Below are 14612 nucleotides of genomic sequence, written 5' to 3'. Positions count from 1 at the left end.
TTTACTACGCATTTAAGCGAAAGGCAATCAACTTTTGTCTTTCAAGGCGGAAAAGTGACGGCACAACACACATGGCAGGCGCTCTCCTGTATGCTGCGGATGAAACAAAGATGTAATCCACATCTTATGAACGATGCCCATGCGACTGACTGCCTACACTGACTACACCCTGCGCACCCTGATGTATCTGGGCGTGCACCGCGACCGCCTCGTGACCATCCAGGACATCGCCGACCTGCATGCCATCTCGAAGAATCACCTGATGAAGGTGGTGCACCAGCTGGGCTTGTCCGGCATCGTGGAAACCGTGCGCGGAAGGAATGGCGGCCTGCGCCTGGCGCGCGACCCGGCCGAGATCAATATCGGCACCGTGGTGCGCGAAACGGAGAATGATTTCTTCATGGCGGAGTGTTTTAACAAAGAAAACAATACCTGCCCGCTGACGCCCGATTGCCTGCTGAAGGCCAAGCTGGGCCAGGCCACGGCCGCCTTCCTCGCCGTGCTCGACACCGTGACCCTCGCATCGATACTCGACGCGACGCCGGGCGCGCCGGCGCTGGCGGCGGGCGTGATTCCCCTGCGCGTGGCCAAGTAAGGGTAAGCTAAGCGCGTGCCACAAACAACAATGCCCGGCAAGCCGGGCATTGTTTCCTGCAGAACGATCTACAACATCAATGCGCGCTGGCGCCTGCCGCGCCGATGCCCGTCTCCGAACGCATTTGCTGCGCTTCGTAGCCGGCGCGGTCGATGCGCGCGCGGGGGCTCTTGTCGAGCACCGAGAACAGCCAGATGCCAACAAAACCGGCCGTCATCGAGAACAACGCCGGCGAGGCGTACGGGAACAGCGCTTCACCATGGCCGAGCACGTCGACCCATACGGACTTCGACACCACCGTCAGCGCCACGGCCGTGATCAAGCCCAGGAAGCCGCCGATGGTGGCGCCCCGCGTGGTGCAATCCTTCCACAGCACCGACATGAACAGCACGGGGAAGTTGGCCGAGGCGGCGATGGCGAAGGCCAGCGAGACCATGAAAGCGATGTTCTGCTTTTCAAAGGCGATGCCCAGCACCACGGCGATAATGCCCAGCACGATCGTCGTCACGCGCGACACTTTCAATTCATTGGCGCCCGTGGCCTTGCCCTTCTTGATGACGGTGGCATACAGATCGTGCGACACGGCCGACGCGCCCGACAGGGTCAAGCCGGCCACGACGGCCAGGATGGTGGCAAACGCGACCGCCGACATGAAGCCGAGGAAGACGTTGCCGCCCACGGCCTTGGCCAGGTGCACGGCCGCCATGTTGTTACCACCCAGCAGCTTGCCTGCCGCATCCTTGAACTCGGGATTGGTGCTCACCAGCACGATCGCGCCAAAGCCGATGATGAAGGTCAAAATGTAGAAATAGGCGATCCAGGTGGTGGCCCAGAACACGGACTTGCGCGCTTCCTTGGCGCTCGGCACCGTGAAGAAACGCATCAGGATGTGCGGCAGGCCGGCCGTGCCGAACATCAGCGCCATACCGAACGAGATGGCCGAGATCGGGTCCTTGATGAAAGAACCGGGGCCCATGATGGCTTCCTTGGTGACGTGCACGTCGACCGACTTGGCGAACAGCGCTTCCGGGCTGAAGTTGAATTGCGCCAGCACGGCCACGGCCATGAAGGTGGCGCCGCCCAGCAGCATCACGGCCTTGATGATCTGCACCCAGGTAGTGGCCGTCATGCCGCCAAACAGCACGTAGATCATCATCAAGGTACCGACCAGGACGACGGCGATCCAGTATTCGAGGCCGAACAGCAGCTTGATCAGCTGGCCCGCGCCCACCATCTGCGCGATCAGGTAAAAGGCCACGACGACCAGCGTGCCGGAAGCCGAAAAGATGCGGATCGGCGCCTGCTTGAAGCGGTAGGCGGCCACGTCGGCAAAGGTGTAGCGGCCCAGGTTGCGCAGGCGTTCGGCCATCAAAAAGGTGATGACGGGCCAGCCGACAAGAAAGCCGATGGCGTAGATCAGGCCATCGTAGCCGTTCAAAAAGACGGCAGCGGAAATGCCGAGGAACGAGGCGGCCGACATATAGTCGCCCGCGATGGCCAGGCCGTTCTGGAAGCCCGTGATGCCGCCGCCGGCCGTGTAGAAGTCGGAAGCCGACTTGGTCTTCTTGGCCGCCCACTTGGTGACGAACAGGGTAAAGATGACGAAGCCGGCGAACATGATGATCGCCGTCCAGTTGGTCGGCTGCTTGACCGCCTGACCCAGGTCGGCGCCGGCCGCGAACACGGCATTGCTGGCGCCCAGCAGCGCCAGTGCGCTCAGGCAGGTACTCAGGCAGGATGCGCCGCGCGAGGCGAGCTTCGCGGCGCTCATGCCTGCACCCGTGCCTGGATGGCGCTGGTCAGGTCGTCGAATTGCTTGTTGGCGCGGCGCACGTAGATGCCGGTGATCACCACGGTAAACACGATGACGAACAGGCCGATCGGCATGCCCCAGGTCATGACACCGGCGCCCGTTTTAGTGGCCAGGAATTCCTTGTCGAAGGCGATCAGCAGGATGTAGCCGTAGTACACCAGCATCATCAGGCCCGTCAGCGCCCAGCCGAAGCGGGAACGCACCTTGACCAACTGATGGTAGCTGGGGTCGCCCTTGATTTTTTGAACGAGATCGTCATGCATTGTGTTGCCTCCTGTTATGTAAACGCTGCTCTTTTGTTGTCGAGCTTGGATTCACAGTACAGCGCGAGGCTTACCCGCCCCTTACGGCGGCGTTTTTTCTCGCCGGGACAACACAACAGAAAAAATCAGTTCAAGGCGGCCGCCGGTCCGAAAAATTCATGGTGCGTCTGCTGTTCCGGCACGCCCAGCTCGCGCAGGTATTGCTTGACGGCCCGCATGAACGGCTGCGGTCCCAGGAAGTAGGCGTCGACGTCGCGCGAGGCCGGCAGCCAGTGATGCAACTGCTCCTTGTTCAGCAAGCCGACGGCGTCCGGCGCATCTTGTTCGCCGCCATGTTCCGCGTAGCAGTAATAGCGCTGCAGCTGCGGGTGCTGCGCGGCCAGTTCGTCGATCTGCGCGCGGAACGCATGCACGCCCTGGTTGCGCGCCGCGTGGATGAAATGCACGGGACGCGTGCCGCGCAGGGCCGCCGTCAGCATGGCCAGGGTCGGCGTGATGCCGACGCCGCCGCTGATCAGCACCAGCGGCTTGTCGCTCTCCGTCAGCACGAAGTCGCCCGATGGCGGCGTCAGCTGCACGGTGTCGCCCGCCTGCACGTGGTCGTGGAAGAAATTCGACACCTTGCCGCCCGCTTCGCGCTTGACGCTGATGCGGTAGGTCTGGCCGTTGCTGGCGGCCGACAACGAGTACTGGCGGCGCATGGGCACGCCATCGACCGTGGCCAGCACGCCGATGTACTGGCCCGGCGCAAAGTCGAGCACGGGCTGGCCATCGGCGGGCGCCAGCAGGAAGGACGTGATCTCCGCGCTTTCCACCGTCTTGCTGCGCACGGTAAAGTCGCGCGCGCCGCTCCAGCCGCCCGGCGCGGCCGCCTGCGCCTTGTAGATGCGCCCTTCCTCGCCGGCCAGGATGTCGGCCAGCTGGCCGTAGGCCGCGCCCCAGGCGTCGATGACGGCGTCGCTGGCCACCTCTTCGCCCAGCACTTCGCGGATGGCTTGCAGCAGGCTGGCGCCCACCAGCGGATAGTGCTCGGCGCGGATCTGCAGGGCCACGTGCTTGTTGACGATGGTGGCCACCAGGTCGCCCAGCGCGGCAAGCTGATCGATATGTTTGGCATACATCAGCACGCCATTGGCCAGCGCGCGCTGCTGGTCGCCGCTGTGCTGGTGCGCCTGGTTAAAGTACGGCAACACTTCAGGATGGTCGCGGAACAGGTTCTTGTAAAAATGGCGCGTCAGCGCTTCGCCGCCCTGCTCGAGGATGGGGACGGTGGCCGTGATGATGGCGCGTTGTTCTTGGGTCAGCATGTCAAACTCCTGTATCTATTGGTAAGCGGTCTCAGGCCAGCGTTTCAACGGCCGGGTATAACTCGTGGTCTTCGCGCCGCATGCGCTGGAACAGCGCGTGCAGCACGGTATTGGCTTCGCTGCGGAAGGCTTCCGGTTCGGCTGCCAGGCGCACCGGTGTATTCCAGCGGCCGGCGAAATCGAGATAAGCGCCGGCGATGCCGTGCATCTCGTTTTCATACTGGCGCCCCAGCTGGGCCACCGTGGCCACGCCGGACGCCTGCGCGGCCGGATACAGGTAGCGCTGCTCGACGGCCAGGTGCAGCTTGATCAAGCCGCTCATGGCGACGATCTGTTCGGCGATGGCCTGCGCCTGGGCGGCGACACCGCCGCGCGCCAGCCGGCGCAAGTCGTCGATGGCGGCCAGGATGGCCAAGTGCTGCTGTTTGAATTTGTCGATATTCATGGTGTGTTTCTCTTGTTGAGTGTTCCCAGTGTAGCGGAATTCGCTTAAACATGCAAATTACATGCATCTTTAAAAGCACCAATGTTTCCCACAGGAATGTACATCGACATGCGCCACTATGTGCGGCACAGAACACAAGCCACAATCGTGCTTGCCTATAATTTATTCATCACAGCGCGCATCCATTCACGGCCGCGCCGCACCCTCCACTTCAGCCAAGGATCAGCATGAAAAACAAAGCGGGCATGGGCCAGGCGCAGCAACTGGCCGGCATCATCAACGAACACCACACGGAACTGCTGGACGGCTGGATGGCCGGCCTGATCGCCCGCCTGGTGCGGCGCGACAAGATCGCCGAAAACGAGCTGCGCCAGCAGGCGTCGCAATTCCTGCCGCTGCTGGCGGGCGCGCTGGCAAGCGGCGACTCGTTCGACATCGAAGGCGGCGCCTGGGACGATACGCGCCAGCTGCTGGCGGAAATATCGCAGTCGCGCGTGCGCCAGGGCTATTCGCCGATCGACACGGCCAGCTTCATGTTCGCGTTGAAGGAGCCGCTGTTCGCCTATCTGCGCCAGCAAATCACGGCGCAGCCGGAGCAGCTGGGCGACGCCATCGTCAGCACCAGCAAGCTGTTCGATGAGCTGGGCCTGCTGACCATCGCCATCTACCAGAAGGCGCGCGAACAGGTGATCCTGCGCCAGCAGCAGGAATTGCTGGAGCTGTCCACGCCCGTGGTGCAGCTGTGGCAAAACGTGCTGGCCCTGCCCCTGATCGGCACCCTCGACAGCGCCCGCACGCAGGTGGTGATGGAAAGCCTGCTGCAAAAGATCGTCGACACGGGCGCCCTGATCGCCATCATCGACATCACGGGCGTGCCCACCGTCGACACCCTGGTGGCGCAGCATCTGCTGAAGACGATCGCCGCGGCGCGCCTGATGGGCGCCGACTGCATCATCAGCGGCATCCGCCCGCAGATCGCGCAAACCATCGTGCACCTGGGCGTCAACCTGGAAGACGTGATGACCAAGGCCACCCTGGCCGACGCCTTCGTCGTGGCCCTGAAACGCACGGGTTCCAGCATCACCTACCAGCAGCAACAACACTGAGGCGCCTATGGAAAGAATCCCCATTTTACGCATGGGCCGGCTGCTGCTGGTGACGATCCAGGTGGACATGCATGACCGCCTGGCGATGACCCTGCAGGACGACCTGACCACCCGCATCGTGACGGACCGCGCCACGGGCGTGCTGATCGACATTTCCGCGCTCGACATCGTCGACTCCTTCATCGGCCGCATGATCAGCAACACGGCGGCGATGGCGAAAATCCTCGACGCACGCACCGTCGTCGTCGGCATGCAGCCGGCCGTCGCCATCACCCTGGTGGAACTGGGACTGACCCTGGAAGGCGTGAGCACGGCGCTCAACGTGGAGCTGGGCATCAAGCTGCTGGAACGGGGCGGCGCATGCGCATGACGGGGGCGCCGTGCTAGGCGCGCAGACTCCGCAGCGGGCGCAGGCCGGGGCGCCGCAAGTGCTGCCCCTGCACAGCGACGAAGACGTCGTGCGCCTGCGCAAGCAGGTGCGCGACAGCATGGTCGCCATGGGGTTTGGCCTGATCGAACAGACCAAGATCATCACGGCGGCCAGCGAACTGGCGCGCAACACCCTGCGCTACGGCGGCGGCGGCGAAGCGCGCATCGCGCGCGTCTGCGATGGCGCGCGCCAGGGACTGGAACTGCGCTTTGTCGACGCGGGACCGGGCATCGACGATATTCCCCTGGCGCTGACCGATGGCTATACCAGCGGCGGCGGGCTGGGACTGGGGCTGGGCGGCGCCAAGCGCCTGGCCGACGCATTTCACATCGACACGGCGCCCGGCGCGGGCACCACCGTCACCATCGCGAAATGGAAGCTGTTTTGAACCACCAGGAACCACAGCCTGACATTCTCAGGCAAAGAAGTTTTCCCATCGGCGAACCGAGCGAGATCGCCGCGGCCCGCCGCGCCGGCAACGAACTGGCGCGCCGCATCGGCTTCGACGACGTGCGCACGGGCCAGCTGGCCATCATCATCAGCGAAGCGGCGACCAATATCGTCAAGCACGCGCAGCGCGGCGAAATCCTGCTGCGCAAGGTGCTGCGCGGCGGCACCAGCGGCATCGAAATGCTGGCCATCGACAACGGCCCCGGCATGGCCAATGTGCGCCAGCACATGCAGGATGGCCATTCCACCACGGGCACCTACGGCGTGGGACTGGGCGCGATACGCCGCCTGGGCCAGGAATTCGACCTGTACACGGCGCCCGGCAAGGGCACGGTGCTGATGGTGGTGGTCTGGGGCCCCAACGCCAGCAGCGCCATTCCCGCCCATCCGAACTGGCGCATCGGCGCCGTGTGCCTGCCGCTGGCCTCGGAACAAGTGTGCGGCGACGCCTGGAACGTCGTGTGCGAAGGCCATGAACTGAGCCTGATGGTGGCCGATGGCCTGGGTCACGGCCCGCTGGCGGCGCGCGCGTCGGAGCGCGCCAGCGCGCTGCTGGAACACGACACGCCAGGCCTGCCGCCCCTGCCCGCCCCCTTCATCGAACTGGCCCACGGCGCGCTGCGCACCACGCGCGGCGCGGCCATGGCGGTGGCGCACATCGACAGCGCGCGCCGCGAATTGCGCTATGCCGGCGTGGGCAACATCGCCGCCTGCGCCTTCGACGCGCAGCAGCGCCGGCATTTGCTGTCGCATAACGGCATCGTCGGCAGCAATCTGCGCAAGGTGCAGGAATTCTGCTATCCGTGGCAGCTGGGCGCGACCTTGATCATGCACTCGGACGGCTTGCACACGCGCTGGGACCTGGAACAGTATCCGGGCCTGGCGCAATGCCATCCCAGCCTGATCGCCGCCGTGCTGTACCGCGATTTTACGCGCGGGCGCGACGACGTCACGGTGGTGGTGCTGCGCGAGCATGAGGAATATCAGGCTGTAACGGCAGAAACAGCAGAAAGGACAGGTGGGGCATGACACAACGCATATTGACCGCCCATATCGGCAGTGAACTCGACGTGGTGGGCGCACGCCAGCGCGCGCGGCAGATCGCCGCCCTGTGCGGTTTCGGCGTGCAGGACCAGGTGCGCATCGCCACGGCCGTGTCGGAACTGGCGCGCAACGTCTACAACTACGCGGGCAGCGGCAAGGTGCATTTCGCCATCGATGGCCAGACGGCGCCGCATGTGCTCAGCATCCGCATCGAGGACCAGGGCCCCGGCATCGCGCAGCTCGACCGGATACTGGCCGGCACCTACCGCTCGCCCACGGGCATGGGCCTGGGCATCCGGGGCGCGCAGCGCCTGATGGACCGCTGCCATATCCACAGCGCGCCCGGCGACGGTACGCAGATCACGCTGCACAAGCTGTTCCCGCGCGACGCGCCCCTGCTCGACGGGCAAAGCATCGGCACCCTGTCCGGCAGCCTGCAGGCGCTGCCGTCGGATATCACGCTCTCCGAAGTGCAGCAGCAGAACCGCGAACTGCTGAGCACCCTGGCCGAACTGAAGACGCGCCAGGACGATTTGCTGCAGCTGACGCGCGAACTCGAAGACACCAACCGGGGCGTGGTGGCGCTGTTCGCCGAACTCGATGAAAAAGCCGACCACCTGCGCCGCGCCGACCAGATGAAATCGCGCTTCCTGTCGAATATGAGCCATGAATTCCGCACGCCGCTCAGCTCCATCCGCGCCCTGTCCAAGCTGCTGCTCGACCGCATCGACGGCGAACTGTCGGAGGAACAGGAAAAGCAGGTGCTGTTCATCCTGCAAAGCGCCGTCAGCCTGAGCGACCTGGTGAACGACTTGCTGGACCTGGCCAAGATCGAAGCGGGCAAGGTCGACGTGCACGCCAACAGCTTCCAGGTGGCCGACCTGTTCAGCGCCCTGCGCGGCATGCTGCGCCCGCTGCTGGTGTCCGAGTCGCTGACCTTGACCTTCATCGCCCCCGACCCTGCGCTGCACATCCACACGGATGAAGGCAAGCTGTCGCAAATCCTGCGCAACTTCATCGCCAACGCGCTCAAATTCACGGAGGCCGGCGCCATCATTGTCAGCGCCACGCCCTTGCCGGAGCAGGATGCCATCCGCTTTTCCGTCTCCGACACGGGCCTGGGCATCGCCGCCGAGGACGTGCAGCTGATCTTCGAGGAATTCAGCCAGGTGGAAAACCACATGCAGCGCAAGGTCAAGGGCACGGGCCTGGGGCTGCCCCTGTGCCGCAACCTGGCCACCCTGCTCAATGGCACGGTGAGCGTGGAAAGCACGCCGGGCCACGGCTCGCTGTTTTCCGTCGTCCTGCCCGCCAGCTACCATGCGCCCGAGGGCAGCCTGCCGCCGAGCGCGCCGGCCAACGACAATGGCAACGACCAGCGCATACCCGTGCTGGTGGTGGAAGACAATCCGCCCGTGCGCCTGCTGTATGAAAAATTCCTGGCCGGCAGCGAGTTTCGCGTCGTTCCCGCGCGCAGCGTGCGCGAGGCGCAGGAACGCTGGGAACAGCAGCGCCCCGCCGCCGTCATCCTCGACATCCTGCTGCACGGCGAAACGGCCTGGCACTGGCTGGCCGAGCTGAAAAACGACCCGCTGCGGCGCCAGGTTCCCGTCATCGTCGCCACCGAGATCGACGACGTCCGCAAGGGCCTGGCCCTGGGCGCCGACGCCTATTACGTCAAGCCGCTGCCGCGCCAGCAATTGCTGGCAACCCTGCGCGCGCTGATCGGCAACCAACACCACCGGCAAGAGCCGGTTCCGCCGCAAGGCACAACCACCTGGGACAATGCGCATGCTACCGGATAACAACAGCGATGCTCTGATCCTCAACGTCGATGACAGCGACGGCGCCCGCTACGCCAAGTCGCGCATCCTCCAACGCGCCGGCTTCAAGGTCATCGAAGCGTCGAACGGCGGCGACGCGCTGCTGCGCGCCCGCCAGGACCGCCCCAACCTGATCCTCCTCGACGTCAAGCTGCCCGACATCAACGGCCTGGAAGTGTGCCGCCAATTGAAGGGCGGCGCCGAAACGAACACCATCCTGGTGCTGCAGACGTCGGCATCCTGCATCGGCACGGCCGACAAGATCCGCGCCCTGGACGGCGGCGCCGACAATTACTTGGTCGAGCCGATCGAGGCCGATGAACTGATCGCCAACGTCAAGGCGCTGCTGCGCCTGGGCCGGGTCGAGCGCGCGCTGCGAGACGTGGACCGCCGCAAGGACGAATTCCTCGCCACGCTGGCGCACGAACTGCGCAACCCGCTGGGCCCCATCCGCACGGCGCTGGCCCTGCTGTGCAAGCTCGACCCCGTCGTGCCGGCCGTGCAGGACAATGCGCGCCGCACCATCGGCCGCCACACGGACCACCTGGTGCGGCTGGTGGACGATCTGCTCGACGTGTCGCGCATTTCGCAGGGCAAAATCTCGCTGCAATGGGAAAGCGTGCGCCTGGCCAGCGTCATCCGCAGCGCGCTGGAAACGAGTTCGCACAGCATCGAAGCGCGCGGCCACGCGCTCGACGTCAACCTGCCCCAGGAAGAACTGTGGGTCTGCGGCGACGCCGTGCGCCTGTCGCAGATCGTCGCCAACCTGCTGCTCAACGCGGCCAAGTTCACGGCGCCGGGCGGACGCATCGCCATTTCCGCCGCGCGCGAAGGCGACAACGTGCGCATCCGCCTCTGCGACAACGGCATCGGCATCGCCGCCGCCAGCATCGACAGCATCTTCGGCCTGTTCGAGCAGAGCGGCCATTCGCCCGACCGGGTGCAGGACGGCCTGGGCATCGGCCTGTCGCTGGTGCGCAACCTGGTGACCTTGCACGGCGGCCAGGTCAGCGTGCATAGTCCCGGCGTGGGGCTGGGCAGCACCTTCGAAGTGATCCTGCCCCTCGACGCCAACGTGCCAGCACCCGCCGCCGCGCCGGCGCCCGAGGCGGCCAGCGGCGGCAGCCAGCGCATCCTCGTCGTCGACGACAACTGCGATGCGGCCGACACCCTGGCCGAACTGCTGGAAATGTACGGCCACACGGTGCGCACGGCCTACACGGGCGCGCAGGCGACCGAGCGCACGCTGGAATTCAAGCCCGACATCGTCTTTCTCGACATCGGCCTGCCCGACATGAGCGGCTACGACGTGGCCGGCAAACTGCGCCAGTTGCCGATACCGCAGCAATTCCAGCTCGTGGCGCTGACCGGCTATGGCCAGGAACACGACCGCCAGGCGGCCCTGCAGGCCGGGTTCAACGAGCACTTCGCCAAGCCGGTCGATTTCGGCAAGCTGGCCATGCTGGGGCTGCATATAACACCATGAACGCACCATGAGCGGGATAGCCGGCTGCCGGTTGCCGAGGCGTCGGCTATAATCGGCGGCCGGCGATGGCGCCGCATCGCATCCGCCGCGCCGGGTCCCCCACCATTGGAACGATCACATGAAAACCCGCACGCCGCTGCTGCGCATCACCATGATACTGGGCGCCCTGCATGCCCTGCTGGGCTGGCTGCTGCTGCCTGCGCTGCCCGTCGGCCTGGCCGGCTGGCTGCTGGGCGGCGCCGTCTTGCTGGCCTCGACCATGCTGATGCCGATGACCATCTTCGCCCGCGCCGTCACCAACGATGCGCGCCTGGCCGACCGTTTGAGCTGGGCCGGTTCGCTGTGCATGGGCTTTTTTTCCTCGCTGTTCGTGCTCACCATGCTGCGCGAACTGCTGATGCTGGTTCCCGCCACCCGCCCGCACGCCCAGGCCTCGGCCGTGGCGGCGCTAGCCCTGGCGCTGCTGGCCACCGTCGTCGGCTTCATCAACGCCCGCCGTGTGGCGCGCGTGCGCGAAGTGACGGTGCCGATTACCGGCTTGCCGGCCGCCCTGCAGGGTTACAGCATCGTGCAGCTGAGCGACATCCACGTGGGCGCCACCATCAAGCGCGCCTATGTGGACGCCATCGTAGCGCGCGCCAACGGCCTGCAGGCGGACGTCATCGCCATCACGGGCGACGTGGTCGACGGCACGGTGGCGCAACTGGGCAGCCATACGGCGCCGCTGGGCGAGCTGCGCGCGCGCCATGGCGTCTTCCTCGTCACGGGCAACCACGAATACTATTCGGGCGCCGCGCCGTGGGTGGCAGAATTTCGCCGCCTGGGCTTGCGCGTGCTGATGAACGAGCACGCGGTGCTCGAGCACGACGGCGCGCGTCTGGCGCTGGCCGGCGTCACCGATTTCAATGCCGGCGCCTTCGATCCGGCGCAGAAAAGCGACCCGCAAGCGGCCATCGCCGGCGCGCCCGCCGACATCCCGCGCATCCTGCTGGCGCACCAGCCGCGCAGCGCGCCCGAGGCGGAAGCGGCCGGCTACGACCTGCAACTGTCGGGCCACACGCACGGCGGCCAATTCTGGCCATGGAATCTGTTCGTGCCGCTGCAACAACCGTACGTGGCGGGCCTGCACCGGCGCGGCCGCCTGTGGATTTATGTGAGCCGCGGCACCGGTTACTGGGGGCCGCCGAAACGCATCGGCGCGCCGGCCGAGATTACCCGCTTGCGGCTGGTGGCGGCGTAGCACCTAGTCGGCCCAGCTGGCCATCCACGCCGCGTAACGCGCCACCACCGCCGGAGGATTCAAACGCGCCAGCGCGCCGTCCACCGGCTCGCTGTCGCTGACCTCGAACAGCAGCACGGCTTCCTCGCGCTGCGCACCCGCCCCAAAACAGCCTTCGGCGTCGAGCTGCGCCAGCGCCGCGATACAGGCGTCGAACGCGCCGGCGCGGAAGGTGGCGAAATCGACGTCGAACGGCAGCGCGCGATGCACCTGCAGCAACAGGCGGTAGGCGCTGTCGAAGTAGGCCCCGCCGTCGTCAAACGGCCATTCGGCCGGATTCCACCGCATCTCTTCGCCGTATTCCGAGGCGGCCAGCGCTTCGCGACTGTTGGCCATGGCGCCGATCGTCATGGCGCTGTCGTCGCTCACCAGCGCGAAAGCGTCGATGTGCTGCCCGGGATGCGCACGCCGCACGCAGTCAAAAGCCCGGCGCGCGGCGTGCGCCACCAGGGTTTGCAGCAGCGCGAAGTCGAAGACGGCCGGATCGATGACGCTTTCGCGCGCCAGCACGTAGCCGTCGGCCAGCGCGGCCCGGCCATGCGCCACGTAGGCGGCGTGCGCTTCAGCTTCGCTGGCGTAATCGTTGCGCGTCTCTTCGCCCCAGGTCATGGCCGCGCCGGCGGCCGTCCAGAGGGTGGCGCCGAAGACGCGCGCTTCGCGGAAATGCAAGGGTTGATCGCCGTCGAAGGTGTAAAACAGGCTGTAGTTGCTATGCATGGAAAATGTTGATTGGTTAATCGGGCCGTATCTGCGCGGCGAAATCGCGCTGGCGGAACTGCTCCAGCAAAAAATCGACGAAGACGCGCGTCTTCGCCGGCAGCAGCTTCTTGCTGGGATAGTACACGGACAGGGGACCGGAATCGGCATGCCAGCCGGGCAGCAAGCGGATCAGGGCGCCGCTGCGCAAATGGGCCAGCGCGTGCGGCATGGGCAGCAGCGCCACGCCGACGCCCAGGATGGCCGCCTGCGCCATCGCTTCCGGATCGTCGAAGATGGCGCGCGGCCGGCATTCGGCCACGCCTTCGCCGCCCGAACCGTCGCGCAATATCCAGCTGCGCAATCGGCCGCTGCCGGCCGAGCGGCGCGCCACGCCGTCGAACTGCGCCAGGTCCGAAGGATGGACGGGCATGGCTTTGCCGCGCATGAAGGCGGGCGACGCCGTCGCGACGACGTAGGCGTGGCCCAGTTCGCGCGCCACCACGCCCGGCGTCAGCTCGATGCCGCCGCCGATGGCGACATCGAATCCTTCGCCGATCAAGTCCACTTGCCCGTTGTCGAAATGGCAGTCGGGGACGACGCCAGGGTAGCGCGCGATGAAGTCGCCCAGCAGCGGCACCACGTAGCTGCGTCCGAACGAGGGCGCCATGCTGATTTTCAGGATGCCGGCCGGCTGGCCGCCCTCTTCCGCCACGCCGGCGATCGCCTCGCGCAGGGTGGACAGGGCGCCGCCTATCTGCTGCAGGAAGCGCTCGCCCCCTTCCGTCAGGGTCAGGCGGCGCGTGCTGCGCTGGAACAACCGCAGTCCCAGGCTCGCTTCCAGCCGCGCCACATTCTTGCTGACGGCCGCCGGCGTCAGCCCCAGGCGGCGCGCGGCCGCCGAAAAGCTGCCCAGCTCGGCGGAGAGCACAAACGATTGCAAGTGATTGAGAGCATCCATGCGCCTATTCTACCCGCTCAGCTGATACTTAGAGTTGAAAGTGATTGTAATGATTCATGGCTAGCGCGCAGGCAATGAAAGGCAGATACTGAATTCCTCGACTCTTCCTTTAGAAAGCACATCATGCAAACCCAAGCCACCACCAGCACCTCTTTCCCACTGCATGACAAGATCGCCTTCGTGACGGGCGGCTCGCGCGGCATCGGCGCGGCCATCGTGCGCCGCCTGGCCAGCCAGGGCGCCAATGTCGTCTTCACGTATCAAAGCTCGGCCGCCGAAGCGCAGGCGCTGGCCGACACGGTGGAGGCAAGCGGCGGCAAGGCCCTGGGCGTGCAGGCCGATGCGGCCGACGCCACCGCCCTGACGGCGGCCATCGACAAGGTGGCGGCGCAGTTTGGCCGCGTCGATATCCTCGTCAACAACGCGGGCGTGTTCCTGCCCGGCGCCATCGACGATTTTTCGCTGGCGGACTTCGACAAGACCGTGGCCGTCAACGTGCGCGCCGTGTTCGTGGCCATCAAGGCGGCCGTGGCGCACATGCAGACGGGCGGGCGCATCATCAATATCGGCAGCACGAATGCGCACCGCATGCCGTTCGGCGGCGCGGCCGCCTACGCTATGAGCAAATCGGCGCTGAGCGGCCTGACGCAAGGCCTGTCGCGCGACCTTGGCCCGCGCGGCATCACCATCAACAACGTGGAACCGGGCCCCGTCGCCACGGACATGAACCCGCCGACGGGCGACTTCGCCGACCTGATGCACGGCCTGATGGCCCTGCCACGCCACGGCACGGCCGATGAAATCGCCGGCATGGTGGCTTACCTGGCCAGCCCGGAAGCGGCCTTCGTCACGGGCGCCGGGCTGAAGATCGATGGCGGTTTTGCCGCCTGAGCGCCGGCATGCACGACGGCCCC

Annotated in this window: 15 protein-coding genes; 9 read left to right on the top strand and 6 right to left on the bottom strand. The window is 65.9% G+C overall.

The window, feature by feature from the left end; genetic code table 11:
* The first annotated feature begins 139 nt into the window (after positions 1-139).
* Positions 140-595 carry an RrF2 family transcriptional regulator gene (locus ACQ4W4_RS08545; RefSeq protein WP_099667764.1) on the top strand — a complete coding sequence of 152 codons (456 nt, stop codon included), beginning with the start codon at positions 140-142 and terminating at the stop codon, positions 593-595.
* A gap of 76 nt (positions 596-671) precedes the next feature.
* Here ACQ4W4_RS08545 and ACQ4W4_RS08540 read toward each other — a convergent pair whose 3' ends face one another.
* From ACQ4W4_RS08540 to ACQ4W4_RS08525, 4 genes are all read right to left on the bottom strand, one after another.
* A complete protein-coding gene (locus tag ACQ4W4_RS08540) occupies positions 672-2366 on the bottom strand; it encodes a cation acetate symporter (RefSeq protein ID WP_436541599.1) in 1695 nt (564 codons plus the stop codon).
* Positions 2363-2671 (bottom strand): DUF485 domain-containing protein, encoded by a 309-nt coding sequence (locus tag ACQ4W4_RS08535; RefSeq protein WP_436541598.1) that lies wholly within the window; start codon positions 2669-2671, stop codon positions 2363-2365. Before ACQ4W4_RS08535 ends, ACQ4W4_RS08540 begins: the two co-directional genes overlap by 4 nt.
* Positions 2672-2796: 125 nt before the next feature.
* Positions 2797-3978, bottom strand: coding sequence for an NO-inducible flavohemoprotein (gene hmpA / locus ACQ4W4_RS08530; protein WP_436541597.1), 1182 nt, complete (start codon positions 3976-3978; stop codon positions 2797-2799).
* A 31-nt stretch (positions 3979-4009) separates the two neighbouring features.
* Complete coding sequence (locus tag ACQ4W4_RS08525; protein ID WP_436541596.1) at positions 4010-4423, bottom strand: hemerythrin domain-containing protein; 414 nt, start codon at positions 4421-4423, stop codon at positions 4010-4012.
* A 227-nt stretch (positions 4424-4650) separates the two neighbouring features.
* Here ACQ4W4_RS08525 and ACQ4W4_RS08520 point away from each other — a divergent pair, with 227 nt between their 5' ends.
* From ACQ4W4_RS08520 to ACQ4W4_RS08490, 7 genes are all read left to right on the top strand, one after another.
* Positions 4651-5529 carry an STAS domain-containing protein gene (locus tag ACQ4W4_RS08520; protein WP_436541595.1) on the top strand — a complete coding sequence of 293 codons (879 nt, stop codon included), beginning with the start codon at positions 4651-4653 and terminating at the stop codon, positions 5527-5529.
* A 7-nt stretch (positions 5530-5536) separates the two neighbouring features.
* A complete protein-coding gene (locus tag ACQ4W4_RS08515; protein ID WP_034785745.1) occupies positions 5537-5899 on the top strand; it encodes an STAS domain-containing protein in 363 nt (120 codons plus the stop codon).
* Positions 5900-5909: 10 nt separating this feature from the next.
* Positions 5910-6347, top strand: coding sequence for an ATP-binding protein (locus tag ACQ4W4_RS08510; RefSeq protein ID WP_436541594.1), 438 nt, complete (start codon positions 5910-5912; stop codon positions 6345-6347).
* The gene (locus ACQ4W4_RS08505; protein ID WP_436541593.1) at positions 6344-7438 is read left to right on the top strand and encodes an ATP-binding SpoIIE family protein phosphatase; all 1095 of its coding nucleotides are present in this window, start codon (positions 6344-6346) and stop codon (positions 7436-7438) included. The genes ACQ4W4_RS08510 and ACQ4W4_RS08505 overlap by 4 nt, the downstream gene beginning before the upstream one ends.
* Positions 7435-9258 (top strand): ATP-binding protein, encoded by a 1824-nt coding sequence (locus ACQ4W4_RS08500; RefSeq protein WP_436541592.1) that lies wholly within the window; start codon positions 7435-7437, stop codon positions 9256-9258. Before ACQ4W4_RS08505 ends, ACQ4W4_RS08500 begins: the two co-directional genes overlap by 4 nt.
* On the top strand, positions 9245-10762 hold the full coding sequence (locus ACQ4W4_RS08495; protein ID WP_436541591.1) for an ATP-binding response regulator: 1518 nt from the start codon (positions 9245-9247) through the stop codon (positions 10760-10762). Before ACQ4W4_RS08500 ends, ACQ4W4_RS08495 begins: the two co-directional genes overlap by 14 nt.
* Positions 10763-10880: 118 nt before the next feature.
* Entirely contained in the window at positions 10881-12002 is a 1122-nt protein-coding gene (locus tag ACQ4W4_RS08490) for a metallophosphoesterase (RefSeq protein WP_436541590.1), read from the top strand.
* A gap of 3 nt (positions 12003-12005) precedes the next feature.
* Here the strand turns inward: ACQ4W4_RS08490 and ACQ4W4_RS08485 are convergent, their stop codons facing one another.
* Together ACQ4W4_RS08485 and ACQ4W4_RS08480 are read right to left on the bottom strand one after the other, a co-directional pair.
* Positions 12006-12758, bottom strand: coding sequence for a DUF4303 domain-containing protein (locus ACQ4W4_RS08485; RefSeq protein ID WP_436541589.1), 753 nt, complete (start codon positions 12756-12758; stop codon positions 12006-12008).
* 16 nt (positions 12759-12774) lie between these two features.
* On the bottom strand, positions 12775-13698 hold the full coding sequence (locus tag ACQ4W4_RS08480; RefSeq protein WP_436541588.1) for a LysR family transcriptional regulator: 924 nt from the start codon (positions 13696-13698) through the stop codon (positions 12775-12777).
* 123 nt (positions 13699-13821) lie between these two features.
* Between ACQ4W4_RS08480 and ACQ4W4_RS08475 the strand changes: the two genes are divergently transcribed.
* A complete protein-coding gene (locus tag ACQ4W4_RS08475) occupies positions 13822-14589 on the top strand; it encodes an SDR family oxidoreductase (RefSeq protein WP_436541587.1) in 768 nt (255 codons plus the stop codon).
* Positions 14590-14612: the final 23 nt, after the last annotated feature.

Source organism: Janthinobacterium glycogeni (assembly GCF_051380725.1).
GTDB lineage: Bacteria > Pseudomonadota > Gammaproteobacteria > Burkholderiales > Burkholderiaceae_D > Janthinobacterium.
This window is presented reverse-complemented; position numbering and strand designations above follow the sequence as displayed.

What these genes read in the sequence shown, in the direction of transcription:
- ACQ4W4_RS08545 (WP_099667764.1), top strand. Translation starts at nt 140, where the DNA reads ATGCGACTGACTGCCTACACTGACTACACCCTGCGCACCCTGATGTAT.
- ACQ4W4_RS08540 (WP_436541599.1), bottom strand. Translation starts at nt 2,366, where the DNA reads ATGAGCGCCGCGAAGCTCGCCTCGCGCGGCGCATCCTGCCTGAGTACC.
- ACQ4W4_RS08535 (WP_436541598.1), bottom strand. Translation starts at nt 2,671, where the DNA reads ATGCATGACGATCTCGTTCAAAAAATCAAGGGCGACCCCAGCTACCAT.
- hmpA (WP_436541597.1), bottom strand. Translation starts at nt 3,978, where the DNA reads ATGCTGACCCAAGAACAACGCGCCATCATCACGGCCACCGTCCCCATC.
- ACQ4W4_RS08525 (WP_436541596.1), bottom strand. Translation starts at nt 4,423, where the DNA reads ATGAATATCGACAAATTCAAACAGCAGCACTTGGCCATCCTGGCCGCC.
- ACQ4W4_RS08520 (WP_436541595.1), top strand. Translation starts at nt 4,651, where the DNA reads ATGAAAAACAAAGCGGGCATGGGCCAGGCGCAGCAACTGGCCGGCATC.
- ACQ4W4_RS08515 (WP_034785745.1), top strand. Translation starts at nt 5,537, where the DNA reads ATGGAAAGAATCCCCATTTTACGCATGGGCCGGCTGCTGCTGGTGACG.
- ACQ4W4_RS08500 (WP_436541592.1), top strand. Translation starts at nt 7,435, where the DNA reads ATGACACAACGCATATTGACCGCCCATATCGGCAGTGAACTCGACGTG.
- ACQ4W4_RS08495 (WP_436541591.1), top strand. Translation starts at nt 9,245, where the DNA reads ATGCTACCGGATAACAACAGCGATGCTCTGATCCTCAACGTCGATGAC.
- ACQ4W4_RS08490 (WP_436541590.1), top strand. Translation starts at nt 10,881, where the DNA reads ATGAAAACCCGCACGCCGCTGCTGCGCATCACCATGATACTGGGCGCC.
- ACQ4W4_RS08485 (WP_436541589.1), bottom strand. Translation starts at nt 12,758, where the DNA reads ATGCATAGCAACTACAGCCTGTTTTACACCTTCGACGGCGATCAACCC.
- ACQ4W4_RS08480 (WP_436541588.1), bottom strand. Translation starts at nt 13,698, where the DNA reads ATGGATGCTCTCAATCACTTGCAATCGTTTGTGCTCTCCGCCGAGCTG.
- ACQ4W4_RS08475 (WP_436541587.1), top strand. Translation starts at nt 13,822, where the DNA reads ATGCAAACCCAAGCCACCACCAGCACCTCTTTCCCACTGCATGACAAG.